We start from the raw sequence: 24,876 nt of genomic DNA, 5'->3' as shown, positions 1-24,876 counted from the left end.
ATCCTCATGCACGACGGCTACCAGACCACCATCAACGCCGTCCCCCAGATCGCCGCGAACCTCGCGAGCCGCAACCTGTGCGCGGGCATGATCTCACCGTCGACCGGTCGGGCCGTCGCACCGACGGACACCCCGCCCGGCACCACCAACCCGACCACCACCACGACGCCCCAGCCGGGCGGCTCCTGCACCGCGACCTACCGCACGAGCCAGCAGTGGGGTGACCGCTTCAACGGCGAGGTGACGATCCGGGCCGGTTCCTCGGCGATCACCAGCTGGACCGCGACCGTGACCGTGACGTCGCCGCAGAAGATCTCCACGACCTGGAGCGGCACGCCCAGCTGGGACTCCAGCGGCAACGTGATGACCATGAAGCCCAACGGCAACGGCAACCTCGCCGCGGGCGCGAGCACCACGTTCGGCTTCACCGTGATGGCGAACGGCCAGTGGGCCGCGCCGACCGTCAGCTGCCGGACCCCGTGACGCACGCCGGTGTGCCCCGCACAGCGAGGTGAGGGGCACACCGGCGTGCTTGGTCAGGTCCGGGTTCTCACGTGGGCGCGTTCGCCCTGCGGGCCGAACAGGATCAGCAGTTCGACGGACGCGGCGTCGGCGGTGCCGAGCCAGTGCGGTACCCGGGTGTCGAACTCGGCCGCTTCCCCCGGCGTGAGCACGATGTCCTGCTCGCCCAGCACGAGCCGCAGCCGTCCGTTGAGGACGTAGAGCCACTCGTGCCCCTCGTGGGTCTGCGGCGTGGGCACGGCGTCGTGCAGCGAGCCAGGGATGATCACCTTGAACGCCTGCGTGCCGCCCGGTCGGCGGCTCAGCGCCATGAACGTCATGCCGTGCCGGCGGACCGAGCGGATGTGGACGCGAGGATCGCCGGTGGGCGGTGCGCCGACGAGCTCGTCGAGCGGCACGCCGTGCGCCCGCGCCAGCGGCAGCAGCAGCTCCAGGTTCGGCCGCCGTCGGCCGCTCTCCAGCCGTGACAGGGTGCTCTCCGAGATGCCGGTGACCTCGGACAGCTCGGCCAGGGTGACGCCGCGGGCACGGCGCAGCGCCCGCAGCCGCGGCCCCACGGCGGTCAGCACGCGGTCCAGGTCGTCGTCCATGCCCGCAGCTTGCCAAACCGGCAAGTCTGTTTGCCACGCCGGAGGCCTCTGGCCCAGGGTCCGGTGTGGATGGCCCAACTGGACACCACCGGCACGGGCGCGGGCGGGATGACGTCGGCGCGCATGGGCGAAGTAGGCTGCCCGCGCTCTCTCGGAAAAAAGTTCGGCGGGTGTGTCGATCCGCGGCACTGCCCGTTCGACCTTGGGGTGACGGGGTCCGAGAGAGGGCCCGGACGACGGCCAGGGAGATGGAACCATGAAGTACATGCTGATCATGCGCGCGACCGACGAGGCCTTCGCGCAGATGGGCGACATCGACTTCACCGAGATGCTGGAGACGATCGGCAAGTACAACGACGAGCTGATCCGCGCCGGCGTGCTGATCGCCGCGGAAGGGCTCGACAGCGCCGAGGACGGCGTGGTGGTGGACTACTCGTCCGAGCCGCCCGTGGTCACCGACGGCCCGTACGGCGAGACCAAGGAGCTGTTCAACGGCTTCTACATCCTCAACGTGGCGTCGAAGGAGGAAGCCGTCGAGTGGGCCAAGCGGTCCCCGATCAGCGGGCCCGGCTTCAAGACCGAGATCCGCCGGGTCACCACGATCGACGAGTTCCCCCAGGACAACGAGTGGATCAAGAAGGAGCGGGCGTGGCGGGAAGCCAACGGTCAGCTCTGAACGGGTCGACGGCGGGCGACCCGACCGGCCGCGGCGCCGTCGCCGCCGTCTGGCGGATCGAGTCGGCGCGGATCGTCGGCGCGCTCGCGCGCTACACCGGCGATTTCGCGCTGGCCGAGGACCTGGCGCAGGAGGCGCTGGCCGAGGCGCTCGTGACGTGGCCGCGCGACGGCGTGCCCGCCAACCCGGCGGGGTGGTTGCTCACCGTCGGCCGGCGGCGCGCGATCGACGCGTTCCGCCGGCGCTCCGCCCTCGACGAGAGGTACGCCGCGCTCGCGCACGACCTGGACGAGGGCGGCGCCACCTCGGGCGGCGGACCCGTCGACGCCGACGACCTGCCGTGGGACCCGGACCAGATCGACGACGACGTGCTGGCGTTGATGTTCATCTCCTGCCACCCCGTGCTGTCGCGGGAGGCGCGGGTGGCGTTGACCCTGCGCGTGGTCGGCGGTCTGACCAGCGACGAGATCGCCAAGGCGTGCCTGGTCCCGACCGCGACCGCGCAGGCCAGGATCACCAGGGCGAAGAAGACCCTCGGCGCGGCCGGCGTGCCGTTCGAGGTGCCGACGGCCGAGGAGCGGGCCGCGCGGCTCAACTCGGTGCTCAACGTGATCTACCTGATCTTCACCGAGGGTTCCACGGCCAGTTCCGGTGACGACCTGATCCGGTTCGACCTCGCGGCCGAGGCGCAGCGGCTCGCCCGCGTGCTGAGCCGACTGGTGCCCGACCAACCCGAGGTGTTCGGCCTGCTGGCGTTGCTGGAGCTGACCGCGGCGCGCTTCCCCGCCCGCACGGGGCCGGACGGCGAGCCCGTGCTGCTGGAGCAGCAGGACCGCCGCCGGTGGGACCACGCCGCGATCCGGCGTGGACGCGCCGCGCTGGCCCGTGCCGAGAAGGTGGGCCGTGGCCTCGGGGCCTACGGCGTGCAGGCGGCCATCGCCGAGTGCCACGCCGTCGCGCCCTCCGTGGAGGCGACGAACTGGGAGCGGATCGTGCTGCTGTACGAGGCGCTCGGCCGACTCGCGCCGTCGCCGGTGGTCGACCTCAACCGGGCGGTCGCGGTGTCCATGGCCCGTGGACCGGGCGAGGCGCTGCCGATCGTGGACGGCCTCGCGGGCTCCGACGCGCTGGCGAACTCCCACCTGCTGTCCAGCGTGCGCGGTGAGCTGCTCTGCAGGCTGGGTCGTGCGGACGAGGCGCGGGCCGAGCTGGAACGGGCCGTGCGGTTGTGCGGCAACGAGCGGGAACGGGCGGTGCTGGCGCGCAAGCTCGGCGACCTCAGGACATCTGGGTGAGGATCATCGAGTTCCACCAGTAGCCGAGCTGGTCGAGCGAGTCCGGGTCGAGCGCCGTCGACGACCGCAGCTCGCCCGTGACCGAGGTCCGCGTGTCGACCCACCACACCCGGCCCACGCCGTCGGCCACGAAGCAGGTCGTGTACTCGCCGGGGACGGGACCGCTCTCGGACCGGTAGTACAGGGCGTAGTGCGCGGGCTGGGTCAGGGGGCGGCAGCCGCCCTGGCTGTCGTCGCGCGGGATCCGGTTGGCGCCCACCAGGGCTTTGAAGTGGGCGTCCTGCGCGGCGCGATCGGCGAACAGGTGGAACACCGCCTGATCCGGTGGGGGGAAGCGGAAGTGCGCCGAGTTCGCCTCGGTGCACGTGACGGTCGCGGCGGCTCCCCCGCTCGACGGTGTGGGCGCGCAGCTCGGGTTGCCCCGGTAGACGGTGGGCAGCCGTTCCAGGAGGACGGTCGCCTGCTGGTCGACGGTGGTGGTCGCGGTCGACGTCGACGATGTGGTCGCCTTGGAGGTCGTCGTGGTCGTGGTCGTCACGGACGTCGTGGTGTTGCTCGCGAGCCGGCCGTCGCCCAGCCAGTCCGACGACCAGACGAGCACCACCGCTACCAGCACCAACGCCACCGCACCGGCGACGATCGGCGCGACCGGCACCTTGCGGCCGGGCGGCTGCCGGACGGGACCCGCCATGGGGGTGGGAGCGAACGGCGCGGGGCGGGGTGTCGCGCCGTGTGGCGCAGAGTGCGCTCCCGGGGCGGGGGTGAGCGGTGCGGGCGTGCCTCGGGAGGGAGTGAACGGTCCAGGCGCGGCAGGGCCCGGGCCGAGTCCCGCAGGCGTGCCTTGGGGAGCGTCGGGGGGCGTGGCGCGAGCGAGTGGTGGTCGGTCTTGGGCGGGACTGGGCCGTGACGGTGGCGGGGTGGCGAGGGCTTCGGCCGCCGCGGCCGCGAGGGCGCCGGCGGTCTGGAAGCGGTGCGCTGGGTCTTTGGCCATGCCGCGCCCGATCACGTCGTCCAACGCGCGCGGCACGGCCGGGTTGGCGGCGGAGGCGGAGGGCGGTGGCTGTTGGAGGTGCGCCCAGAGCAGGGCGGCGGCGCTGTCCGCCTCGAACGGCCGGTTGCCCGTGACGCACGCGTGCAGCACGCAGGCCAGGGCGTAGACGTCCGCGCGGCCGTCCACCTGTCCGTCGCCGAACCGCTCGGGCGCGAGGTAGTCCAGCGTTCCGATCACCGCGCCGGACGCGGTCAGGTGCGTGCCGGCGGGCAGGACGCTGCGGGCGATGCCGAAGTCGACCAGGTACACGAAGTCGTCCGGCGTGACGAGGATGTTCGACGGCTTGACGTCCCGGTGCACCAGGCCGTCCGCGTGCGCGGCGTCGAGCGCGCCGGCCACCTGGGCGATGAGCCGCACCGCCCGCGCCGGGTCGAGCGGCCCGTCCGCGACGACCGCCGCCAGGTCACGACCCTCCACCAGCCGCATGTCCAGGTAGAGCCGGCCGTCGATCTCGCCGTAGGCGTGGATCGGGATGACGTGCGGCTCGCGCAGCCGTGCCGCGATCCGCGACTCCCGCCGGAACCGGGCGCGGAAGTCCTCGTCGTCGTTGTGCTCGGCGGAGAGCCGCTTCAGCGCCACCACGCGGTCGTGCGCCGTGTCGTGAGCCCGGTGCACCTCGCCCATGCCGCCGCGCCCCAACAGTTCGCCGACCCGATAAGGCCCGAACTCCTCCGCCATGACTCCCCCGGGTCCGCCACGCCGCCACTGCAGGACCGACGCGGATCAAGGCCAAAGGGTTCCACGGACGTGATCGGATCCGACGCGGCGGGTGCCCCGACTCAGGGCTTGCCCTTCCCGGTCTTCTCCGCCTTGCCGGCCGGCTTCGCCTTCCCGTCCTTGTCCTGACCGGGCGCGGGTCCCGCCTTCGTACCGGCGGGGGCCCGCTCCTCGACGACCGACGTCGTCGTGCTCGTCCCCGTGCCGGTCGCCGGCAGGCTCGGCGGCGTGGTCGTGTCCTGGACGACGGCTTGCGGCGGGGACTCCACCGGCGCGGAGGTGACCGGTCCGGGCGACACCGCCCACGCGATGCCGAGCGCGCCGACCAGCCCGGCCGCCGAGGCGACGAGCGCCGTCGGCCTCCGGCGTGAGCCGGGCGCGGCGGTGGCGACGGTCGGCTCGTCGCCGGGGCGGTTCCGCAGCACGCGGGCGCAGTCGTGGGCGGACGGCCGGCGGCGTGCCGACAGGGCGGTCGTCAACGACAGCAGGCGCACCAGGTCGGCGGGCAGGTCGTCCGGCACGGCCGGTGGGCGGTGCAGCCGGGCCACGGCCGACTCGACGTCACCGCCCGGGTACTCGCGGCGACCGGTCAGGCACTCCAGCAGCACCAACCCGAACGAGTACACGTCGGCGGCCGGTCCGACCCCGCTGCCGCGCACCTGTTCCGGCGCCAGGTAGGCGGCCGTGCCGACCATCTGGTCGGTGCGCGTGAAGCGGGTGGTGTCGGCCAGGTGCGCCAGCCCGAAGTCGGCCAGGTAGGGCGTGCCGTCGTGGTCGAGCAGGATGTTGGACGGCTTGACGTCCCGGTGCACTACACCCTGCTCGTGCACGTAGGCCAACGCGTCGGCCAGCCGTGCGCCCAGGTCTCGCACCTCGGCCACCGACAACGGTCCGTCGGCGATCCGATCACGCAGGGTGCGGCCCTCGACCAGCCGCAGCACGACGAACGCCGTGCCGCCGGCGTGGCCGGCGTCGTGCACGGAGACCAGCCCGGGGTGGGACAACATGGCCAGCGTGCGGGCCTCGTTGTCGAACCGCCGACCCGCGTCCGCGTCCGCGGTGGAGTCGAACAACTTGACCGCGACGTCCCGCCGCAGCACCGTGTCCCACGCCCGGCGCACCTCGGCCATCCCACCCACGCCGAGCGTCCCGGCCAACTCGTACCGACCGGCCAGGAGTTCGCCACGGCCAGGAAGCGACACCGTTACCACCCTCCGGCGGGGACACAGGACACCCTCAAGTGCCCCTTCCCCGCCGATGACAAACGCGACGCCTTCGAGGTCAGCGCCGCCAGGCCGCGACGGTGGCCGCGGACCAGGCTTCGACCCGTTCCGGGAAGCCGGCGGCGGGGAACGTGCCGTCCGCGGCGACGTCGGCGATGGTCACGTCGAAGGCCCTCGGCGTCGGACCGAGCGGTGCGACCGGCACGCCTGCCACGACGTCCCCGAGCCCGCTGCCGTGCCGGGAGTTGGCGCGGCGCATCGCTTCGGCGAACCGGGTGACCGCGGTCAGTCCGCCGTCGAGGTAGACGTGCAGGGTGGCCCACGGACGGGGCCGGTCCCGTTCCGGCAGGCGGCCGGGGTGCTGGAGCAGGAAGCACGACACGGTGACGCCGTGCAGCGGCCCCCACGGCGCGCGGCGTGAGTGGTCGAGCGCGAGCACGACGTGGAACAGCTCCTCGCACGAGTGCGGCCGGTCGGGCGCACCGCACTCGGAGCAGCGGGTCATGGACCGAACCGTACGGACTCCACCCGCTGGAAGGTCAAGCCGCGCCCACCCTCCGCAAGCGCACCTCGCCGGTTCTCACCCGTTCGCCGGAAACGCCCGGGCGTTGCGCTGAGTAACTTTCACCACACGGTCCCCTGCCGTTGATCGACCCACGAAAGGTGGAAGATCATGAACCGTGCCGTGAAACGACTGGTCACCCTGGCGAGCGCGCTGGCCTTGTCGGTGATCACCATCCCGGCGGCGCAGTCCGCGCCCGCCCCCGGCTCCTACTGGACACCGGAACGGATGCGCGCCGCCGTTCCGCTCGACCTCCGCACCACGACCTCCGCCGCACTGCGCTCCACCGTCCCGACCGGCGAGCCGACCACCATCGCACCGCTGGCCTTCCCCAACGGCGGCAGCGCGTGGACGGTCGGCGGCGCGGTCGTGCGGACCGCGGGCCGGGTGTTCTTCACCTACCAAGGCCGCAACGCCTCGTGCAGCGGCAACGCCGTCACCAGCGCCAACAAGAGCACGGTCATGACGGCCGGGCACTGCGTGAAGCTCGACGGCGCCTACCACACCAACGTCGCGTTCGTCCCGGCCTACGACAACGGGAACGCCCCGTACGGCACGTGGACCGCACGTGCCACCTTCGCCACCCCCCAGTGGCACGCGAGCGAGGACATCAACTACGACATCGGCGCCATCGTCGTCGGTCAGCTGAACGGCCAGTCCCTCACCGACGTCGTCGGCGCCCAGGGCATCGCGTTCAACCTGCCGCGCGCCGACAACACCTACGCCTTCGGCTACCCCGCCGCCGCGCCGTACGACGGCACGAAGCTCACCTATTGCAGCGGTCGGACGTTCAACGCCTTCCTCAGCGACGGCATCGGCATGACGTGCAACATGACCGGCGGCGCCAGCGGCGGTCCCTGGTTCCGCGCGTTCTCCGAGGCGACCGGCGCCAGCACGGTCAACTCGGTGAACAGCTACAAGATCAACTTGTTCCCGAACTGGATGTTCGGCCCGTACTTCGGCGCCGACGCCCAGAACCTCTACACCCAGGCGCAGGCCGCCTGACCTCGGTCGGCGGGCCGGGCCACGCGCCCGGCCCGTCACCGGCCCCTGTGGTGATCTTCATCCGGTCGGGTGACAAACTTCGGGCTCACCGAAGTCCAAGGGGGAACGCCGATGCTCACGCAGGCCACGAACGTGCTGCACATGCACCAGAAGGTCACCTTGATGGTGAACCGCTACGAGGTCTTCGCCGACAACGGCGGCGAGCCCGGCCCGCTCGTGGCGTTCGTCGAGCAGAAGCGGATGGCCTTCAAGGAGCAGGTGACCATCTACACCGATTCGAGCAAGAGCCAGGTGCTCGCGGGTTTCCGCGCGCGCAAGGTGATCGACCTCGGCAGCGGCTACGACGTGGTCGACGGCGCCGGGCAGTCCATCGCCCTGTTCCGCAAGGACTTCGGCAAGTCCCTGATCAACTCGACCTGGCACCTCGACCAGCCGAACGCGCCGACCGCCACGGGTCGTGAGCGCAACCACGGCCTCGCCATCCTGCGCCGCCTCTGGGGCATCCTGCCGTTGGTGAACAACATCCCGTTCCCGTTCCGCTACCACTTCGACTTCGCCCGCAACGGTCAGCCGGTGTTCAGCGTGGACAAGAAGACGTGGGTCCGCGACCACTACCTGATCCAGATCGCCGACCCCTACATCGACCGCCGCGCGGTGATCGCGCAGGCCGTCGCCGTGGACGCCCTGCAGTCCCGGTAGGCGACGCCGCCCGCACACCTCCGAGCACGTCGACCCGGCTCAGGGCGGCGGGATCAGCTCGATCAGGAACTCCTGGTCGGCCGCCGTGGAGCAGCGGCCCTGGACCACTTCCGCGCCGTCGTCCGTGTCCTGGTCGCGCAGGCTCAGGCAGTGGTCCGTGACGACCGGGCGGATGCGGAAGCGCTCGGCGACCGGTGGGCCGAACGGCTCGATCCGGAACTGCTGGGCCGGGTCGTCCTCGGCGCAGTCCTCGCGCGGTTCGACCAGGTCACGGCCGGGTCCCTCGACGAGCACGGTCAGGCAGCCGACGCCGTGCTCCGGGTGGTGCCACTGGATCTGCACGACGTCCTTGCCCACCGGTTCGAGGTACACGCGCGGCAGGGTCGCGCCGGCGCAGGGACGTTGGGCGGCGACGGCGGTCCCGTACCGGCCGGTGCGGTCGACGCCCTCGGTCACGCACAGGTCCGGCGTACGGGCGGGGTGGACGCGGGCCCAGCTGCCGATCGGCCGCACGGACAGGCCGGTCACCGGGAGCGCTGACGGCGCGGGCTCCGCGGCGTCGATCAGGGCCGTCACGCCCGAGGCGGTGGCCGCGCCGCACACCGCCGCGACCACCAGGCTCGCCACCCGCCGCCAACGGGACGGGCGCGCCGAGTCCTGCTCGTCACCGGCCGGGTCCTGGTCGGCCGCAGGCGTGGGCTGGTTCAGCGCGAGCCGCCGCCGGACCTCGAGCCACCGGCGGACGTCGTCCTCACCGAGGCCGCACGCGCGGGCGAAGGCGTCGACGAACCGTTCTCTGGGCAGACCGGTGCGGCCCAGCGTGGTCGCGATCGTGCTGGCGGGCAGCACGTCCTTGTTCGCCGCCGCTTTGCCCTCGAGCTGCCGGTAGGTCAGGCCGGACCACGTCCGCAACGTCCGCAGTGCGGCGACGAACTCCGCGGACGTGCCGGCTCTCGCCGGTTGTGGCGCCGCCGCCGTCGAGTCGCCCCCGTCCTGGCCCATCACCTCATCATGGGCCACGGGCGGTGATCATGGGACCGCCGAAGTAGGGACCGCTCGTACGCTGTTCGGATCTCGTCCGCACAGCACGAGCGCTGTTCCGGACACCGCCGTCACGCCCTCGCACCCAGTGCGTGCTCAGGCGCGGAGAACACGGCGGTGACGCAGGGATCGCTGCTCCGCCGGGTCAGGGCGAGCGGCGGGCCGGCGGCGAGGTGCTTCGCCACGGCCGCCAACCAGCGCACCTCGAAGCTCGCGCCCACGCACGCGCCGGGACCGGTCGAGAACGGCACGAAGGCCTGGGGGCGGCTCGGCGAACGGGCCCACCGACCCGGGTCGAACACGTCGGGATCCGTCCAGTGCCGGGGATGCCGCTGCAACGCGTACACCGGGACGACGACCTCGTCGCCGCGCAGCGCCTCCAGCGGCCCGATCCGGTGGTCGTGCAGCACCGGACGGCGGTGCTGCCACGCGGGCGGCCACAGCCGGAGCGTTTCGAGCGCGACGTGGTCCGGTGACGCCTCCTCCACCGCTCCGGCACGCCGGCGGGCGGCGACCAGGTCGGCCGACTGCCGCGCGCAGATCAGCCAGGTGAGCGCCGCCGCGGGGGCACCGACGAACGCGGTCACCGCACGCAGGTACACCTCGCCGCGCACGTCGGCCTCCACCTCCGGGAAGCCGGGCGCCGCGCCGTCCGCCAACGCCGCACCGGCCCGCGCGGCGAGGCGCAGGAACGTCTCCTTGTCCGGGAACCGGCGCGAACCGGTCATCATCGCGTGGAACACGTCGTCCAGGAACCGGGTCACGGTCCCGCGCAGGTCGCCGTCCCGGTCGAGCCCCAACGGCCGCCGGTTCGCCTCGGTCACTGCGTGCAGGCAGGCGCGGTGCAGGTCGCCGCGCGACGCCGCCACCGCGTCCACGGCGACCGCGGCCACGGCGTCGGGATCCTCGGCCGCCAGGCTCGCGTGCACCCACCGGTTCAGCGCGGCGCGCACCGGCGGTAGCAGCGGAACACCGCCGGGACGCCAGAACGCGGGCACGTGCTCCAACCGCCCGTCGGCGTCGACCAGCACCCACCTGGCCAACCCGGGCTCGCAGACCACCACGCTGCCGGCGAGCGTGCGGAAGACGGGCTTCCGCACGCACCGCCGGTGCAGCTTCCACATCCCCCGCCACCCCAGCCGGCGGATCGGACCGAACGACATCCGTCAGTAGTAGGTGTAGCCCACCGGCGCCCACGCCAGGCGCCGCACCCCCCGTTCCATCCCCAACCGGCGCATCAACGGCCTCATCAAGCGCTTCACGCGGTTCCTCCCCGTCCGACCGCCGATCGAACCGATCGGCTGCCCGTTCCCAGGCAACAGGTGGCGTCGTGGCCCGTCAACGACCCGCGGGCCGCCGAACTGTTCGGAACGCGTCGAGCCCTGTTCCGAACACGTTCGAACAAGCCTGTGCGGGGACAAGGATCCCCCAGCAGCCGCGCGCCCGCCCGATGACGTCACGCGCCACCGTTGCAGTGGTACGTCCGCACCGGCTTCTTGTTGTCCAGCGAGCTGCCCGAAACACGAAGTTCGCCGCACATCTCGTACCGGGAGTGATGGTCCGCACCACCGCCCGACCCGCTCGTGCGGTTGCACTAGTGCACGGCGGGTCATTTGCCGTCACCGCGCGAAGTCCGGTCGATCTCCCGCATACGGTTTTCGCATGAAGTACCTGGAAGGGCCTTTCGCACCGGTCACCGAAGAGATCACCGCGCACGACCTCGCCGTCACGGGGCGCATCCCGGCCGAGCTCGACGGCCGCTACCTGCGCAACGGACCCAACCCGTTGGGCGTCGAGGACCCCGCCGTGCACCTGTGGGGCATGGGGCAGGGGATGGTGCACGGCGTGCGGCTGCGCGACGGCCGGGCCGAGTGGTACCGCAACCGCTTCGTCCGCACACCGGGCTTCGCGCCCATGGTGCACGTGTTCGAGCACGCCCGGCGGACGTTCGCCCTCGCCGAGGGCGGCCTGCCGCCCGCGGAGCTGGACGCGGAGCTGAACACCGTCGGCGCGTGCGCCCTCGGCGCGACCGCGGAGGGCTTCACGGCGGGCGCGCACTCGAAGCACGACCCGCTCACCGGCGAACTGCACTCGCTGTCGTACCTGCCGGGCCGCGAGTTCGTCCAGCACATCGTGATCGACGCGGGCGGGAACGTCGTCCGGACCACCACCGTCCCCCTGACGCGGACGCCGTTCATGCACGACTTCGCGCTCACCGAGAACCACGTCGTGCTTTGGGACACACCGATCGGCTTCGACGGGTTCGAGTGCCGATGGCTCCCGGAGCACCCGACCCGGGTCGGCGTCATGCCGCGGACCGGCGGCGACGTGCGCTGGCTCGACCTCGACCCGGTCCACGTCAGCCACACGCTCAACGCCTACGACGACGGCGACGCGGTCGTGGTCGACGTCGTCACGGCCGAAGGTCCGTTCGACCCGGCCGACCCCGGTGCGATCCGGCCCGCGCTGGACCGCTGGACGATCACCCGCGACGAGGTCGGCCAACGCCACGTCGACGACCGGCCGCAGGACTTCCCGCGCCTCAACGAGGCACGCGCCACCCGCCCGCACCGGTACGGCTACTCCGCCGCGACCGCCCTGTACGGCATCCCGTTCACGCCCGAGGGCGCGCCGTCCGACGACGCCTTCACCAACGCCCTGGTCAAGCACGACCTGGACCGCGGCACGTCCGAGGTGCACGGGTTCGGCCGGCACGAGGCGGTCGGCGAGGCCGTGTTCGCCGCCACGGGTCAGGGCGAGGACGACGGCTACCTGCTCACCTACGTCCACAACCCCGAGCGGGACGCGAGCGACCTCGTGATCCTCGCGGCCCAGGACTTCACCGGCGAACCCGTCGCCCGCGTGCACCTCCCGGCCAGGGTGCCGCTCGGCCTGCACGGCAACTGGCTGCCCGAGCGCTGAGGCCTGGCACGATCACGCCGTGACCGACCCGCAGCCGCCGTACCTCCGGATCGTCGCCGACGTCGAACGCCGCATCGCCGACGGCGAACTGCGACCCGGCGACCCGGTACCCACCACCAGGGCGATCATGCGCGAGTGGGGCGTCGCCATGGCCACCGCGACCAAGGCGTTGGCCGCGCTCAAGCAGGCGGGCGCCATCGAGTCGACGTCCCGCGTCGGCGCGGTGGTGGCCCGGCGCAGGCTGCCGTCCCGGTCGGCAGGCGGTCTCGACCGCGACCGCGTGGTCCGGGTGGCCATGGGCATCGCCGACGCCGACGGTTTGGCCGCGCTGTCCCCCCGGGCGGTCGCGGCCAAGCTCGGCGTCGCGACCGTGACCCTGCGCGAGCACCTCGACGCCGACCTCCCCCAGCTCATCGCCGACGCCGCGTTCGCGGAGATCGAGTACCCGCAGCCGCCGCCGGGGTGGCGTTCCCACCTGCGGGCCGCCGCCCGGCTCCAGTGGGCGGCCTACCGACGCCACCCCTGGCTGCCGCGACTGGTGTCGATCGTCCGGCCGGCCACGCTGCCGGGCCTGCTCGCGTACGCGGAGTGGACGTTGCGGGCGCTCGACGGCCTCGGGCTGGACCAGCGCACCCGCCTGCACGTCTACGCCGCGGTGGTCAACCACGTGCGCGGCACGGCGGTGAACATCGAGAGCGAGGCCGGCGCGGAGCTGGACACCGGGATGACCAGCAAGCAGTGGATGACGGCCCGGCTCGCCGTGGACGGACCGCTGGTCGCGCACATCGCGCGGGTCGCCGAGCCGGGCGCGGACGTCGACCTCGAGTCGCTGTTCGACTTCGGCCTCGAACGCCTCCTCGACGGCCTGACCACGGTCGTCACGCCGCGCAAGATCCACCGCTGACCCGCGTGCGCCGGTCGCGGTGATCGAACCTGGCCTACATTGAGGCCATGAGTGGCGACGCACCGCTGTCTGCGGCCGAGAAGACGCTGAGCGTCCTGGAAGCGCTTGCCGACCACTCGCGCATCGCGGACATCGCCGACGCCTCCGGCCTGCCGAAGCCCACCGTGCACCGGATCCTGCAAACCCTCGTGCGGCGCGGTTTCGCGCGGGCCGACGGTCGGGGCGGCTACGTCGGCGGCCCGCGCATCCTCAGCCTCGCCGGCCGGTTCCTCCAGCGCCTCGACGTCGCCGAGCACGTCCGGCCGACGCTGCGCGACCTCCAGGAGCGGACCGGGTGGACGGTCCACTTCGCGCTGCTGTCCGGCGACGAGGCGGTGTACGTGGCCAAGGTGGAGGGCGCCCGGCCCTACCACCTGGCCTCCCGCGTCGGCATGAGCCTGCGCCTGCACTGCACGTCCATCGGCAAGGCGATCCTGGCCGCCCTGCCCGACGACGAGGTCCGGGCCCTGGCCCGCCGCACCGGCCTGCCCGCCCGCACCGAGCGCACCATCACCGACGAACGGGCCCTGCTCGCCGAGCTGGCCGCGGTCCGCGAACGCGGTTACGCCGAGGACCACGAGGAGAACGAGGCCGGCGTGCGGGCGGTCGGCGCGGCCGTGCTCAACCACACCGGCGAGGTGGTCGGCGGGCTGTCGGCGGCGTCGCTGGTCGACCTCGCCGACGCGCCCCGCGACCTGCCGCAGCTGGTCGTGCGCGCCGCCGCCGAGGTCTCGCGCGCGTTGGGCGCCGACTGAACCGAATCACCCTGTGACTGGCTTCACAAGGCGGTCGAGCCGTGCCATGGTGGTGCCATGTCGATGGAACTGCATTCCGTCAGGCGGAACGCATGAAGGTCACGTCGAGCGAACTCACCAAGCTCGCGGTCCGCGTCCTGCTCGACGCCGGCACGAACCTCGTCGACGCCAAGGCGGTCGCGGGCTCACTGGTGGAGTCGAACCTGACCGGCCACGACTCGCACGGCGTGCGCCGGCTGGTCGACTACGTGGCCCGCATCCGCGACGGCCGGATCGACCCGCGCGCCCGTCCCGGCGTCGACCACCCGCGTCCCGGCACGGTCGTGGTCCGCGGCAACCGCGCGCTCGGCCGGATCGCGGCCGGTGTCGCCACCCGCGAGCTGCGCGCCCTGACCCGCACGCACGGCAGCGGCGTCGCGGTGATCCAGGACTGCAACCACGTCGGCAGGCTGGGCGAGTACGTCGGCTTCCTGGCCGAGCACGACCTGGTCGCGCTCGCGTTCGGCAACGCCGACGCCACCGTCGCGCCCCACGGCGGCCGGGAACGGCGGCTGGGCACCAACCCGCTCGCCTGGGCCGCGCCGCGCGCGGCGGACCGGCCGCCGATCGTGGTCGACTGGGCCACGTCCGGCGTGGCCGAGGGCAAGCTGGCGGTGGCCCGCGACCGCGGTGAGCGCGTGCCCGAGGGCCTGGTGCTCGACCCGGGCGGCCGACCCACCACCGATCCCGGCGACTTCTACGCGGGCGGTGCGCTGCTGCCGTTCGGCGGGCACAAGGGCTACGGCCTGAGCGTGCTGATCGAGGTGGTCGGCGGCCTGCTCACCGGCATGGGCATCGGCAGCCTCCCCGGCTACCGCGGCGGGTTCGGCACCGTGCTGGTGGCCGTCGACATCGGCTCGCTCACCCCGGTCGAGCGGTTCCGCGAGCAGGCGGAGCTGTTCTGCCGCGAGCTGCACGGCACCCCGCCCGCCCAGGGCAGCCGCGAGGTGCTGGTGCCGGGTGAACCGGAGGCCCGCACCCGTCGCGCCCGGTTGCGCGACGGCATCCCGATGACCGAGGAGACCTGGCGCGAGTTGCACGGCCTGCTCACGGCAAAGGAGGGCACGACATGACCGGAGCCGCCGACCGCACCGCGGCCGAGCACGACGCGGTGCGCGAAGACCCTTCCGGCGGTGGGCAACTGCGCCGCGTCGTCGGCGCGTCCGTGGTCGGCACCGCGTTGGAGTGGTACGACTTCTTCATCTACGGCTTCGCCGTGACTCTGGTGTTCAACGAGCTGTTCTTCGTCACCGAGGACCCGGCGACGGGCGTGATCGTGGGGTTCGCGACCTTCGGCGTCGGCTTCGCGGTCCGGCCGCTGGGCGGCTTCGTGTTCGGCCACCTCGGCGACCGGATCGGCCGCCGGTCGACCTTGGTGATCACGACGCTGGTCATGGGCGTGTCGACCGGGTTGATCGGCCTGCTGCCGACCTACGACTCCATCGGCATCGCCGCGCCGATCCTGCTGACCGTGCTGCGGATGTGCCAGGGCCTCGGCGCGGGCGCGGAGTTCGGCGGCGCGTCCACGCTGCTGGCCGAGCACGCCCCGGCGCGCAGGCGCGGATTCTTCACGTCGTTCGCGCAGACCGGGGTCCAGCTCGGCCTGCTGTCGGGCACGCTGGTGTTCCTGCTGGTCGAGACGCTGCCCCGGCAGACCGTGCTGGACTGGGCGTGGCGCATCCCGTTCTGGTTCAGCTTCGCGCTGATCGCGGTCGCGCTGTACGTGCGGCTGCGGGTCGACGAGTCGCCGGTGTTCCAGCGCATGGCCCGGCAGCGGACCACGGTGAAGCTGCCCGTGTTCGACGCGCTGCGCCGCTACCCGCGCAACTTCCTGATCGGCATCGGCGCGCACATCTGCGACACCGCGATCGTCTACATCTACGCCACTTACAGCCTCGCCTACATCACCAAGTCGCTGGCCCTGCCCCGCTGGGTCGGGCTGACCGGCGTGGTGATGTTCGGGGTGGTCGTGATCGTGCTGCAACCCGTGTACGGCGCGTTGTCCGACCGGATCGGGCGGCGACCGCTCAACCTGTTCAGCGTGGTGTTCACGGCGGCGTTCGCGTTCCCGTTCTTCCTGCTGCTCGACACCCGCGAACCGGTGCTGATCTGGGTGGCGCTGGTGGTGGCGACGGCGTTCGGCCTGGCGCCGATGATCGCGGTGCAGCCCGCGTTCTACGCCGAGCTGTTCGGCGCGCGCGTCCGCTACACCGGGTTCGCCGCGTCCCGCGAGATCGGCGCGGCGCTGGCCGGGTTCTCGCCGCTGGTGGCCGCCGCCCTGGTCGCGCAGGCGGGCGGGCGGGGCTGGCCGGTCGCGCTGTGGATGACCGGCACCGCCGTCGTGTCGCTCGTGGCGTTCTTGTTGTCGGCGGAGGGCAAGGACGTCGACATCGCCGCCGTCGACACCTCGGGGGCGCCGCGGTGACCCATCCCCGCCTGTCGACGGCCCGGCTGCCCGGGTGGCTGGCGGCCGACCTGCCGAGCGCGCCGGTCGGGATCGTCCACATCGGACTCGGCGCGTTCCACCGGGCCCACCAGGCGGTGCTGACGCAGGAGGCCATGCGGGTCGAGCCCGGGCCGTGGGGCATCTGCGCCGTGGCCCAGCGCAACGGGCGGCTGGTCGACGCGCTGGTCGAGCAGGACCACCTGTTCACCGTGACCGAGCGCGGGGCCGCGGACGACCGGCTGCGCGTGGTCGGGAGCGTGCGCGAGGCGCTGCTGGCCGCGCAGCAGCCGGATCGGCTGGCGGACGTGCTGTCCGAACCGGACACCCGCGTGGTCACGCTGACCGTCACCGAGGCCGGCTACCGGCACGACCCGGTCACCGGGCGGCTGCGCGCCGACGACCCGGACGTGGCGGCCGATCTCGCGGGCGGACCGCCGCGCACCCCCGTCGGGCAGGTGGTCGCCGGCCTGCGGCGTCGCCGGGATCGCGGGCACCCCGGGCTCACCGTCCTCTCGTGCGACAACCTGCCCGACAACGGCCGCCTGGTCGCGCGCCTGGTGCGCGAGTTCTGCGCCCGGCGCGGGGAGGGCGACCTCGCCGACTGGGTCGACGAGCACGTGCGGTTCCCGTCCAGCGTGGTGGACCAGATCGTGCCCGCCACCACGGACGCCGACGTCGCCCGCGTCGCCGAGGTCCTCGGCTTGGAGGACCGCGCCGCGGTGGTCGGCGAACCGCACCGCAGGTGGGTCGTGGAGGACGACTTCGCCGCCGGGCGTCCGGCCTGGGACCAGGTCGGCGCGGAACTGGTGGCCGACATCGCGCCGCACCAGGCCGCGAAGCTGCGGCTGGTCAACGGCACGCACTCGGCGCTCGCCCACCTCGGCCTGCAGGCCGGCTGCACGAGCACCACCGACGCCTTGGGCCGCCCCGAGTTCGCGCACTTCGCCGAACGCCTGCTGCGCGCCGAGACCGGACCGTCGCTGCGCCGGTTCGGCCGGTGCCCGGACGAGCGGGAGGTCGAGGCGTTGCTGACCCGGCTGGCCAACCCGCGGATCACCCACCGGCTGGACCAGATCGCCGGCGACGCGCTGCGCAAGCTGCCCCAACGCCTGCTCGACCCGGCGGTCGACCTGCTGGTCATGGGCATCGAGCCGCGCCTGATCTGCCTGGCCGTCGCCGGTTTCCTGCACCAGCAGGACTTCCCCGTACTGACCTTGCCGCCGCCGCTGCGCGAGTCGCGCGTGTTCCGCGCGCTCCTGGCCGACGCGGTGCGCCGGATCGACCAGGACGGGGTGGTGGCCACCCTGCGCGGGATCGGGAGGAGCTGAATGGACCTGCACGACACCGTTGCCGTGGTGACCGGTGCGGACCCGGTGGTGACCCATCAGGATGACCCGCTTGGCCCCGAGTTGCCTGGCCGACAGCACGGCTAGCAGGCCGACCGCGCCGTCACCGATGACGGTGACCGTGCGGCCGTCCATCACGCCGCCCTTCATCGCGGCGGGGTAGCCGGTGCCGTAGACGTCGGACAGGGTGAGCAGCGAGGCCAGCAGGGCCGAGTGCTCCCCGACCGGCGCCTTGACCAGCGTGGCGTCGGCGAAGGGCACCCGGACCGCCTCGGCCTGGCCGCCGCCGATGCCGCCCGCCGCCCAGAACCCGCCGTGCGTGCACGACGTGTGCAGCCCTTCGCGGCAGAACTCGCACGTGCCGTCCGACCGGGCGAACGGCGCGGTCACGAGGTCGCCGGGCATCACCGCGGACACCTCGCCGCCGACCTCCTCGCCCACGCCGACGAACTCGTGACCCATCGGGATGCCCTCGGGCACGGTGGGCGTGGCGTGGAACGGGTGCAGGTCGGTGCCGCACACGCAGGCCCGGACCACGCGGACCAGGGCGTCCGTCGGGCGGCGGATGACCGGGTCGGGCACGTCCACGACCCGCACGTCACCGGCGCCGAACAGGTAAGTGGCTCTCATGGCGCCAAGTCGACGACCCCGGCGCCGGGCCCGGGAGTGTCCCTCGTTCCGGGTGATGGCAGTGACTCCTTCGGCCGCGACGCCCCCTCTACCCCGGGGAGGTGGGCCGGCCCGACCACCGCGCCGAGGTCCGCGAGTTCCTCAGCTCGTGGCGGGCGCGCATCACCCCCGACCAGGCCGGCTTGCCGGTGTACGGCGGCAACCGCCGGGTGAAGGGACTGCGCCGCGAGGAAGTCGCGCTGCTCGCCGGCGCCTCCGAGGCGTGCTCGACGGGCCGGCCCGCGCTGCGGCTGGACGAGGCCGAGCGCGAGCACCTGTTCCCCTTGGCCCGCGCCGCCGACACCGGCGCCCGCCGTCCCCGCCGGAGGCCACCGGCCGGCGTGCGGCCGACCGTCCAGCAAGTGCTCGACGCCACGACCGACGCGCCGGCGTGGGTGAGCAACAGCAGGCACGACATGGTGGCCACGAACCGCCTCATCCGCGCCCTCTACGCCCCCCAGGTTCGCCTACCTGGACCCGGCCGCCCGGGAGTTCTTCGTCGACTGGGACCGGGTCGCCAACGACGCCGCCGCGATGCTCCGCTTCCAGGCGGGGCGCAATCCGCACGACCGGGCCTTGTTCGAGCTGGTCGGCGAGCTGTCCGCGCGCAGCGAGCTCTTCCGCCGGCGCTGGACCTCGCACGACGTGAAGTTCCACCGCAGCGGCCGGAAGCGGCTGCGACACCCGGTCATCGGCCGCCTCGACCTGGACTTCGAGTCGATGGAGCTGCCGGCCGAGCCGGGCCTGGTCCTCAACGTCTGCACCGCCGCCTCGGGCACACCCACCGCCGACGCGCTCAAGGTGCTGGCCAGCTGGGCCGCCACGCAGGAACGGCGGGAACGCCGCGATCGCCAACGGACCGGCCCTGACCCGCCCGGCGTCACGCCGTGACCACGTCCCGGCCACAGACGCCGTGCGGTGGCGCCTGACCGGACCGGCCCAGCCCCACCGCACAGCCACACCCGTGGAGCGCTACCGCACAGCTACCCGCGTCGAGCACCGCACAACTCGGCGCATCCTGCGCCACCGCACCGCTTCTGGCGCTACGGCGCGTCCCGTTCCGCCGCCTCGGCGATGCGCTTGATGGCCGCCAGCCGCCGGTCCCACTCGGCGGCGAGCGAGGCCATCCACCGCGCCGTCGCGTCGAGTGCCGCGGGCCGCACCGAGTAGCGCACCTCACGCCCCACCCGGCCGCCCGAGACGAGCCCGGCGGCGTCCAGGACGGCGAGGTGCTTCACCACCGCCTGCCGTGACACGGGGAGCTGTTCGGCCAGCTTCGTCGCCGTGGTCTCCCCCTGCGCCGCGAGCAGGTCGAGCAGCTGACGGCGCGTCGGATCGACCAGCGCGGTGAGCACGCTGTCGACCTCGTCGGCGGCATTGCGGTCGTTCATCCCACGCCTATGATCGCACGCGGGTGCCCCCGGACACGCCTACAGCTCGTAGACCTGACCCGTCTGCGCGCCTTCGACCGACCGGACGTAGGCCCGGGCGACCTTGGCCAGGTCGACCGGCTCCATGCCGGGGAAGAAGTCGCCGTAGTCGTCGAGGCTCTCGGTGAACACGGTCGGGCTGACGGCGTTGACGCGCTGCGGCGCGATCTCGATCGCCGCCGCCCGCACGAACGCCTCCACCGCGCCGTTCGCCATCGACGCGGCGCTGCCGGTCGGCACGGGCTCGCGCGCCAGCACGCCGGTGATGAGCGTGAACGAACCCCGTTCCGCGATCCGGCCGACGCCCTGCCGGACGAGTTCGACCTGGCTCAGCACCTTCCCCCGGAACGCGTCCAGGTAGTCCTGCGCGGTCATCTCGGTGACCGGCTTCCACGGCACGTCGCCCGCCGCGCTCACGACCGCGTCGACCCGACCGACCCGCTCGTACAGCTCGGCGACCTGCGCCGGGTCGGTGACGTCGTGGCGCAGGTCGCCGCCGGAGCGCCCGACGGTGACGACCTCGTGGCCGCGTTCGGTGAGTGTCGTGTGGACGGCCGTGCCGAGCGTGCCGCCGGCACCGATGAGGACAATCTTCATGGCGATCACGCTAGAGCCGATCCGCGCCGTCCGTGAAATGCCGATCGCGCAGCACTTATGCTCCACGGTTATGAACGTGGAGTTGCGGCACCTGCGGGCGTTCGCGGCAATCGGCAACGAGCGCACGATCACCGGCGCCGCGGCCGTGCTGCACGTCAGCCAGCCCGCGCTGTCCCGCACGTTGGAGCAGCTGGAGAGCAGGCTCGGCACCCGGCTGGTCGAGCGCACGACCCGCAGTCTGGCGCTGACCGACGCCGGTGCGCGACTGCTGGCGCACGCCAACCGCATCCTCACCCAGGTGGATGACGCGCTGGCCGAGGTGAAGGCCGGGCCGAGGGCGCTGCGCGTCGGCTTCGCCTGGGCCGCGCTCGGCAGGCACACGGTGCCGTTGCTGCGCGGTTGGCGCGACGCGCGCCCCAACGCGGAACTGCGGGTGTTCCGGCCGGACGACCCCGAGGGCGCGTTGCGGCGCGGCGAGCTCGACGTGGCGTTCGTGCGCTCGCCGGCGACGCCCGATCGCGACCTCGCGTCCGCCGACCTCTACCTCGAACCACGCGTGGCCGCCGTGTCCGAAGATCACCCGTTCGCGCAGGCCCCCGCGGTTCGGCTGGGCGACCTCGCCGACCGGCCCGTCGCGATCTGCGCCACCGCCACCAGCACCAGCACCGACCTGTGGCCGGCCGAGGACCGCCCCGCCGCGCTCGACGTCGCCAACGCCGACGAATGGCTCACCGCGATCACCACCGGCGACGCCGTCGGCGTCACCACCGACGCGACCGCGCACACCCACCCGCACCCCGGCGTCCGCTACGTGCCGATCACCGACGCCGACCCCGTGGCGGTGCGGGTGGTCTGGCCCCGGAGCGCCACCCACCCCGCCACCGACGCTTTCCGCGAGCACGCGCGCGTGCTGCTGCGGGACGCGTCCCGACCCGAGAGCTGACGCGCACCGGCCATGCTGGACCGGTCGGCACAGTCCAGGGAGGGCCAGTGCTCACGAAGAAGGGCGCCGCGACCCGGCAGCGGATCGTCGAGGCGATGGCCTCGGAGATCCGCGAGCGCGGCATCAACGCGGTCACCCTGGAGGACGTCGGGCGGCGCAGCGCCACCGGCAAGAGCCAGCTGTTCCACTACTTCCCCGACGGCAAGGAACAGCTCCTGCTGGCGGTGGCCCAGTGGGAGGCCGACCGGGTGATCGAGGACCAGCAGCCGCACCTCGGGCAGCTCACGTCGTGGGCGGCGTGGCGGCGGTGGCGGGACGTGGTGGTCGACCGCTACCGCAGGCAGGGGGTGCACTGCCCGCTCGGCGTGCTGATCACCGAGGTCGGCAGGCACACCCCGGCGGCGCAGGCGGTCACCCGGCAGTTGCTCGCCCAGTGGCAGCACCAGGTCCGGGTCGGCATCGAGCAGATGCAGGACAGCGGCCGGATCAGCCGTCGCGTCGACCCGCACCGCACGGCCGGCGCCGTGATCGCGGCGATCCAGGGAGGGGTGACGATCCTGCTGTCGACGGGCTCCGCCGACCACCTGGAATCCGCCCTGGACCTCTGCCTCGACCACCTGCGCGACTACCGCTGAACCCAGTTGCGCACGACCGGGCGGTAGCCGGCCGGCTTGTCGCCGAGCTTCACGCCGGGGCTGACCAGCCACTCCTGGTAGTCCGGCGTGAACATCCGGTAGACCGACGCCGGCGGCTCGGCACTGGCCTGGTCGAGCCGGGCGCGCAGCTCGGCGGGCAGCTCGAAGTCCAGCGCCGCCACCGACGCGCCGAGTTGCTCCGCGCTGCTCGCGCCGACGATGGCCGCGCCGATCCCGGGCTGGGTCGCGACCCAGTTCAGCGCGACCTGGGCCGTCGTCACCCCCGACTCGGCGGCCACGGCCTCCACCGCGTCGAGCAGCTCCCACTGCCGGTCGGTCCACGACGACCCGCCGCCGGCGAGCCTGCCCTCGCCGGTCAGGCCGGCGTCGGAGTGGCGGTACTTGCCGGTGAGGAAGCCGCCGCCGAGCGGGCTCCACGCCGTGACGCCGAGACCCAGCTCCTGCCCCACCGTGACGTGTTCCGCCTCGATGGTCCGGTCGATGAGGGAGTACGGCAGCTGGAGGCTGATCATCGGGGTGAGCGCGTGCGCCTCGGCGAGGGTCTGCGCCCGTGCGGCGTACCAGGCGGGCACGTCGGACAGCCCCGCGTGCCGGATCTTGCCCGCCCGCGCCAGGTCGTCGAACGTGCGCAGCACCTCTTCGACCGGTGTCATCCGGTCCCACGTGTGCAGCAGGAACAGGTCGACGTAGTCGGTGCCCAGACGCCGCAACGACGCCTCGACCGCCCGGGTCATGTGCTTGCGGCCGTTGCCGCCCGCGTTCGGGTCGCCGGGGTCGACGCTGTTGGTGAACTTGGTGGTGAGCACCACCCGGTCGCGCACGCCCGCCTCGGCGACGAGGCGGCCGACGATCGTCTCGCTCTCGCCCGCGGTGTAGAAGTCCGCGGTGTCGACGAAGTTGCCGCCCGCCTCCAGGTAGCGCCGGAAGATCGGCCGGGCCTCGTCCTCGGTCTTGCCGTACGCGGCGTGGAAACCGCCGGTGCCGAAGTTCATCGTGCCCAGCGCCAGCCGGCTGACGCGCAGTCCGGAACGGCCCAACAAGAAGTAGTCGTCCAATGCCATGGAACCCACGATGCAGAGCCGAAAATGTACCCGCAAGTACAGAAATCGATGACGTACACCCATGACGTCGTCCGACGGTCGCCGGGGACCGCACCGCGTTCCTAGTGTCGGTCCGGGCACTGCGGTGAAGTCCGAGCACCGCGGTCCCGACGCACGAATCTCCCGAGAACGCAGAGGAAACCGATGTCCGAAGTCACGTACACCGCAGTCGCCACGTCCACCGCGGAAGGGCGCAACGGTGGCCGTGCGTCCTCCGACGACGGCGCGCTCGACGTCGCCCTCGCCGTGCCGAAGGAGCTCGGCGGCGCGGGCGGCGCGACGAACCCGGAGCAGCTGTTCGCCGCCGGCTGGGCGTCCTGCTTCGTCGGCGCGGTGCGCCGGGTGGCGGCGGAGAAGAAGGTCCGCCCGACGGACCTCGCCGTGGTCGCGGAGATCACGCTGCACCACGACACCGTCGGGAGCGAGTTCAAGCTCAGCGCGGTGCTCCGCCTGACGGCGTCGGGCATCGACCAGGCGACCGCCGAGCAGCTCGTCGACGGCGCGCACCAGGTGTGCCCGTACTCGAAGGCGACCCGCGGCAACATCGAGGTCGCCCTCCACGCCACCGCCGTCTGATCACTGTGGACGCACGCGCCCGGCCGGGGTCGGGCGCGTGCGTCGCGTTTCAGAGGCGGTCCGCGTCGATGACCGCCCTGGCGAACGGCTGCGGCGCTTCCTGCGGGACGTTGTGGCCGATGCCCTCGAAGATTCGGTGGTCGTACCGGCCGGTGAACTTGTCGCGGTAGGACGCTCCGTCCGCCGCCGCGCCGTCGAAGTCGCTGCCGATCGTGATCGCGGGCACGGCGATGGCCGGCGCGGTGGCGAGTTCCCGCTCGTAGCGGTCGTACCGGGCCTCGCCGGGCGCCAGGCTCAGACGCCAGCGGTAGTTGTGGATCACGATGTCGACGTGGTCGGGGTTGTCGAACGCCGCCGCGCTGCGGTCGTACGTCGCGTCGTCGAAGTCCCACAGCGGCGACGCGTCCCGCCAGATCAGCTTGTTGAACTCGTACCGGTCCCGGCGGTAGCCGAGGACTCCGCGTTCGGTGGCGAAGTAGTACTGGTACCACCAGTTCTGCTCGGCCGCCGGTGGCAGTGGCTCCAAGTTCTTCTTCAGGTTCGTGACGAGGTACCCGCTCACCGCGACGATCGCCTTGCAGCGCTGCGGCCAGAGCGCGGCGACCGCACCGACCGTCCGCGCGCCCCAGTCGAACCCGCCGAGCACCGCCTTGTCGATCCGCAGCGCGTCCAGGAAGGCGATGACGTCGAGCGCCACCGCGGACTGCTGGCCGTTGCGGACCGTGTGCGGCGACAGGAACGTGGTCGCGCCGTAGCCGCGGAGGAACGGCACGAGCACGTGGTAGCCCTCGCCGGCCAGCAGCGGTGCGACGTCGACGTAGCTGTGCGCGTCGTACGGCCAGCCGTGCAGCAGCACCACGGCCTGGCCGGTGCGCGGGCCGAACTCGGCGTAGGCGATGTCGAGCACACCGGCCCGCACGTGCTTCACCCGGCCGAGCGAGGTGTTTCCGCCGGTCCGCCCGCCCAGCGCGGCGGCGGTCGACGTGGTGGCGGCGGGCAACGACGTCGCCACGGCGCCCGCCGCGACCGCCCGGCCGAACGTTCTCCTGCTGATCATCTCCGGCTCCCTGTGC

Annotated in this window: 25 protein-coding genes and 2 pseudogenes; 15 read left to right on the top strand and 12 right to left on the bottom strand. The window is 73.0% G+C overall.

What is annotated here, in order from left to right; all coding sequences use genetic code 11:
• On the top strand, positions 1-483 hold a 483-nt coding region (locus AB0H12_RS34945), incomplete at its 5' end, for a cellulose binding domain-containing protein (RefSeq protein WP_499628670.1).
• Positions 484-536: 53 nt separating this feature from the next.
• On the opposite strand, the gene AB0H12_RS34940 is transcribed toward AB0H12_RS34945, so the two are convergent.
• On the bottom strand, positions 537-1,112 hold the full coding sequence (locus AB0H12_RS34940; RefSeq protein WP_499628669.1) for a helix-turn-helix domain-containing protein: 576 nt from the start codon (positions 1,110-1,112) through the stop codon (positions 537-539).
• Between the two features lie 256 nt (positions 1,113-1,368).
• Here AB0H12_RS34940 and AB0H12_RS34935 point away from each other — a divergent pair, with 256 nt between their 5' ends.
• Both AB0H12_RS34935 and AB0H12_RS34930 read left to right on the top strand, forming a co-directional pair.
• Positions 1,369-1,788, top strand: coding sequence for a YciI family protein (locus tag AB0H12_RS34935; protein WP_499628668.1), 420 nt, complete (start codon positions 1,369-1,371; stop codon positions 1,786-1,788).
• On the top strand, positions 1,785-3,083 hold the full coding sequence (locus AB0H12_RS34930; RefSeq protein WP_499628677.1) for an RNA polymerase sigma factor: 1,299 nt from the start codon (positions 1,785-1,787) through the stop codon (positions 3,081-3,083). Before AB0H12_RS34935 ends, AB0H12_RS34930 begins: the two co-directional genes overlap by 4 nt.
• Here the strand turns inward: AB0H12_RS34930 and AB0H12_RS34925 are convergent.
• From AB0H12_RS34925 to AB0H12_RS34915, 3 genes are all read right to left on the bottom strand, one after another.
• Entirely contained in the window at positions 3,067-4,812 is a 1,746-nt protein-coding gene (locus AB0H12_RS34925; RefSeq protein WP_499628667.1) for a serine/threonine-protein kinase, read from the bottom strand. The two genes, AB0H12_RS34930 and AB0H12_RS34925, sit on opposite strands and share 17 nt — an antisense overlap.
• Positions 4,813-4,913: 101 nt before the next feature.
• Positions 4,914-6,053, bottom strand: coding sequence for a serine/threonine-protein kinase (locus AB0H12_RS34920; RefSeq protein ID WP_499628666.1), 1,140 nt, complete (start codon positions 6,051-6,053; stop codon positions 4,914-4,916).
• 79 nt (positions 6,054-6,132) lie between these two features.
• Positions 6,133-6,579 (bottom strand): DUF5946 family protein, encoded by a 447-nt coding sequence (locus AB0H12_RS34915; protein ID WP_499628665.1) that lies wholly within the window; start codon positions 6,577-6,579, stop codon positions 6,133-6,135.
• A 168-nt stretch (positions 6,580-6,747) separates the two neighbouring features.
• Between AB0H12_RS34915 and AB0H12_RS34910 the strand changes: the two genes are divergently transcribed.
• Entirely contained in the window at positions 6,748-7,641 is an 894-nt protein-coding gene (locus AB0H12_RS34910) for a trypsin-like serine peptidase (protein ID WP_499628664.1), read from the top strand.
• A 111-nt stretch (positions 7,642-7,752) separates the two neighbouring features.
• A complete protein-coding gene (locus AB0H12_RS34905) occupies positions 7,753-8,340 on the top strand; it encodes an LURP-one-related family protein (protein ID WP_499628663.1) in 588 nt (195 codons plus the stop codon).
• A gap of 39 nt (positions 8,341-8,379) precedes the next feature.
• On the opposite strand, the gene AB0H12_RS34900 is transcribed toward AB0H12_RS34905, so the two are convergent.
• On the bottom strand, positions 8,380-9,360 hold the full coding sequence (locus tag AB0H12_RS34900; protein WP_499628662.1) for a helix-turn-helix domain-containing protein: 981 nt from the start codon (positions 9,358-9,360) through the stop codon (positions 8,380-8,382).
• Positions 9,361-9,452: 92 nt separating this feature from the next.
• Positions 9,453-10,544, bottom strand: a complete 1,092-nt coding sequence (locus tag AB0H12_RS34895; RefSeq protein WP_499628661.1) for a cytochrome P450 — start codon at positions 10,542-10,544, stop codon at positions 9,453-9,455.
• Between the two features lie 499 nt (positions 10,545-11,043).
• Here AB0H12_RS34895 and AB0H12_RS34890 point away from each other — a divergent pair, with 499 nt between their 5' ends.
• The 6 genes from AB0H12_RS34890 to AB0H12_RS34865 all read left to right on the top strand — a co-directional run bounded on the left by AB0H12_RS34890 (position 11,044) and on the right by AB0H12_RS34865 (position 17,814).
• Positions 11,044-12,303 carry a carotenoid oxygenase family protein gene (locus tag AB0H12_RS34890; RefSeq protein WP_499628660.1) on the top strand — a complete coding sequence of 420 codons (1,260 nt, stop codon included), beginning with the start codon at positions 11,044-11,046 and terminating at the stop codon, positions 12,301-12,303.
• Between the two features lie 19 nt (positions 12,304-12,322).
• Positions 12,323-13,207, top strand: coding sequence for a GntR family transcriptional regulator (locus tag AB0H12_RS34885; RefSeq protein WP_499628659.1), 885 nt, complete (start codon positions 12,323-12,325; stop codon positions 13,205-13,207).
• A 47-nt stretch (positions 13,208-13,254) separates the two neighbouring features.
• Positions 13,255-14,001 (top strand): IclR family transcriptional regulator, encoded by a 747-nt coding sequence (locus AB0H12_RS34880; RefSeq protein WP_499628658.1) that lies wholly within the window; start codon positions 13,255-13,257, stop codon positions 13,999-14,001.
• 92 nt (positions 14,002-14,093) lie between these two features.
• Positions 14,094-15,113, top strand: a complete 1,020-nt coding sequence (locus tag AB0H12_RS34875) for an Ldh family oxidoreductase (protein ID WP_499628657.1) — start codon at positions 14,094-14,096, stop codon at positions 15,111-15,113.
• Positions 15,110-16,465 carry an MFS transporter gene (locus AB0H12_RS34870; protein ID WP_499628656.1) on the top strand — a complete coding sequence of 452 codons (1,356 nt, stop codon included), beginning with the start codon at positions 15,110-15,112 and terminating at the stop codon, positions 16,463-16,465. Before AB0H12_RS34875 ends, AB0H12_RS34870 begins: the two co-directional genes overlap by 4 nt.
• Positions 16,462-17,814, top strand: coding sequence for a mannitol dehydrogenase family protein (locus AB0H12_RS34865; protein WP_499628655.1), 1,353 nt, complete (start codon positions 16,462-16,464; stop codon positions 17,812-17,814). Before AB0H12_RS34870 ends, AB0H12_RS34865 begins: the two co-directional genes overlap by 4 nt.
• Before the next feature lie 33 nt (positions 17,815-17,847).
• Here AB0H12_RS34865 and AB0H12_RS34860 read toward each other — a convergent pair.
• Positions 17,848-18,462, bottom strand: a pseudogene (locus AB0H12_RS34860) (alcohol dehydrogenase catalytic domain-containing protein); the annotation flags it as partial.
• An 88-nt stretch (positions 18,463-18,550) separates the two neighbouring features.
• Positions 18,551-18,940 (bottom strand): hypothetical protein, encoded by a 390-nt coding sequence (locus tag AB0H12_RS34855; RefSeq protein WP_499628678.1) that lies wholly within the window; start codon positions 18,938-18,940, stop codon positions 18,551-18,553.
• Here AB0H12_RS34855 and AB0H12_RS34850 point away from each other — a divergent pair.
• Positions 18,843-19,392, top strand: a pseudogene (locus AB0H12_RS34850) (MmyB family transcriptional regulator). The gene AB0H12_RS34855 and the pseudogene AB0H12_RS34850 sit on opposite strands and share 98 nt — an antisense overlap.
• A 152-nt stretch (positions 19,393-19,544) precedes the next feature.
• Here AB0H12_RS34850 and AB0H12_RS34845 read toward each other — a convergent pair.
• Positions 19,545-19,892 carry an ArsR/SmtB family transcription factor gene (locus AB0H12_RS34845; protein WP_230571018.1) on the bottom strand — a complete coding sequence of 116 codons (348 nt, stop codon included), beginning with the start codon at positions 19,890-19,892 and terminating at the stop codon, positions 19,545-19,547.
• Positions 19,893-19,931: 39 nt separating this feature from the next.
• Complete coding sequence (locus tag AB0H12_RS34840; RefSeq protein ID WP_230571019.1) at positions 19,932-20,528, bottom strand: short chain dehydrogenase; 597 nt, start codon at positions 20,526-20,528, stop codon at positions 19,932-19,934.
• Between AB0H12_RS34840 and AB0H12_RS34835 the strand changes: the two genes are divergently transcribed.
• Both AB0H12_RS34835 and AB0H12_RS34830 read left to right on the top strand, forming a co-directional pair.
• Positions 20,527-21,471: a LysR family transcriptional regulator gene (locus AB0H12_RS34835; RefSeq protein ID WP_499628654.1), complete on the top strand. Its 945-nt coding sequence runs from the start codon at positions 20,527-20,529 to the stop codon at positions 21,469-21,471. The genes AB0H12_RS34840 and AB0H12_RS34835 overlap by 2 nt on opposite strands.
• 47 nt (positions 21,472-21,518) lie before the next feature.
• Complete coding sequence (locus AB0H12_RS34830; RefSeq protein ID WP_499628653.1) at positions 21,519-22,106, top strand: TetR/AcrR family transcriptional regulator; 588 nt, start codon at positions 21,519-21,521, stop codon at positions 22,104-22,106.
• Here the strand turns inward: AB0H12_RS34830 and AB0H12_RS34825 are convergent.
• Positions 22,097-23,188, bottom strand: coding sequence for an aldo/keto reductase (locus AB0H12_RS34825; protein WP_499628652.1), 1,092 nt, complete (start codon positions 23,186-23,188; stop codon positions 22,097-22,099). The two genes, AB0H12_RS34830 and AB0H12_RS34825, sit on opposite strands and share 10 nt — an antisense overlap.
• 183 nt (positions 23,189-23,371) lie before the next feature.
• Here AB0H12_RS34825 and AB0H12_RS34820 point away from each other — a divergent pair, with 183 nt between their 5' ends.
• A complete protein-coding gene (locus AB0H12_RS34820) occupies positions 23,372-23,803 on the top strand; it encodes an organic hydroperoxide resistance protein (protein WP_499628651.1) in 432 nt (143 codons plus the stop codon).
• Positions 23,804-23,852: 49 nt separating this feature from the next.
• On the opposite strand, the gene AB0H12_RS34815 is transcribed toward AB0H12_RS34820, so the two are convergent.
• Positions 23,853-24,860, bottom strand: coding sequence for an alpha/beta fold hydrolase (locus tag AB0H12_RS34815; RefSeq protein ID WP_499628650.1), 1,008 nt, complete (start codon positions 24,858-24,860; stop codon positions 23,853-23,855).
• Positions 24,861-24,876 lie beyond the last annotated feature (16 nt).

This window comes from Actinosynnema sp. NPDC023794, assembly GCF_040639675.1.
Classification (GTDB): domain Bacteria; phylum Actinomycetota; class Actinomycetes; order Mycobacteriales; family Pseudonocardiaceae; genus Actinosynnema; species Actinosynnema luteola.
This window is presented reverse-complemented; position numbering and strand designations above follow the sequence as displayed.

Bases quoted from the DNA above. Each gene is read 5' to 3' on its own strand.
- AB0H12_RS34815 (WP_499628650.1), bottom strand. From the start codon at position 24,860: ATGATCAGCAGGAGAACGTTCGGCCGGGCGGTCGCGGCGGGCGCCGTG.
- AB0H12_RS34840 (WP_230571019.1), bottom strand. From the start codon at position 20,528: ATGAAGATTGTCCTCATCGGTGCCGGCGGCACGCTCGGCACGGCCGTC.
- AB0H12_RS34855 (WP_499628678.1), bottom strand. From the start codon at position 18,940: ATGAGGCGGTTCGTGGCCACCATGTCGTGCCTGCTGTTGCTCACCCAC.
- AB0H12_RS34880 (WP_499628658.1), top strand. From the start codon at position 13,255: ATGAGTGGCGACGCACCGCTGTCTGCGGCCGAGAAGACGCTGAGCGTC.
- AB0H12_RS34820 (WP_499628651.1), top strand. From the start codon at position 23,372: ATGTCCGAAGTCACGTACACCGCAGTCGCCACGTCCACCGCGGAAGGG.
- AB0H12_RS34915 (WP_499628665.1), bottom strand. From the start codon at position 6,579: ATGACCCGCTGCTCCGAGTGCGGTGCGCCCGACCGGCCGCACTCGTGC.
- AB0H12_RS34895 (WP_499628661.1), bottom strand. From the start codon at position 10,544: ATGTCGTTCGGTCCGATCCGCCGGCTGGGGTGGCGGGGGATGTGGAAG.
- AB0H12_RS34825 (WP_499628652.1), bottom strand. From the start codon at position 23,188: ATGGCATTGGACGACTACTTCTTGTTGGGCCGTTCCGGACTGCGCGTC.
- AB0H12_RS34905 (WP_499628663.1), top strand. From the start codon at position 7,753: ATGCTCACGCAGGCCACGAACGTGCTGCACATGCACCAGAAGGTCACC.
- AB0H12_RS34835 (WP_499628654.1), top strand. From the start codon at position 20,527: ATGGCGATCACGCTAGAGCCGATCCGCGCCGTCCGTGAAATGCCGATC.
- AB0H12_RS34935 (WP_499628668.1), top strand. From the start codon at position 1,369: ATGAAGTACATGCTGATCATGCGCGCGACCGACGAGGCCTTCGCGCAG.
- AB0H12_RS34875 (WP_499628657.1), top strand. From the start codon at position 14,094: ATGAAGGTCACGTCGAGCGAACTCACCAAGCTCGCGGTCCGCGTCCTG.
- AB0H12_RS34845 (WP_230571018.1), bottom strand. From the start codon at position 19,892: ATGAACGACCGCAATGCCGCCGACGAGGTCGACAGCGTGCTCACCGCG.
- AB0H12_RS34870 (WP_499628656.1), top strand. From the start codon at position 15,110: ATGACCGGAGCCGCCGACCGCACCGCGGCCGAGCACGACGCGGTGCGC.
- AB0H12_RS34910 (WP_499628664.1), top strand. From the start codon at position 6,748: ATGAACCGTGCCGTGAAACGACTGGTCACCCTGGCGAGCGCGCTGGCC.
- AB0H12_RS34925 (WP_499628667.1), bottom strand. From the start codon at position 4,812: ATGGCGGAGGAGTTCGGGCCTTATCGGGTCGGCGAACTGTTGGGGCGC.
- AB0H12_RS34940 (WP_499628669.1), bottom strand. From the start codon at position 1,112: ATGGACGACGACCTGGACCGCGTGCTGACCGCCGTGGGGCCGCGGCTG.
- AB0H12_RS34890 (WP_499628660.1), top strand. From the start codon at position 11,044: ATGAAGTACCTGGAAGGGCCTTTCGCACCGGTCACCGAAGAGATCACC.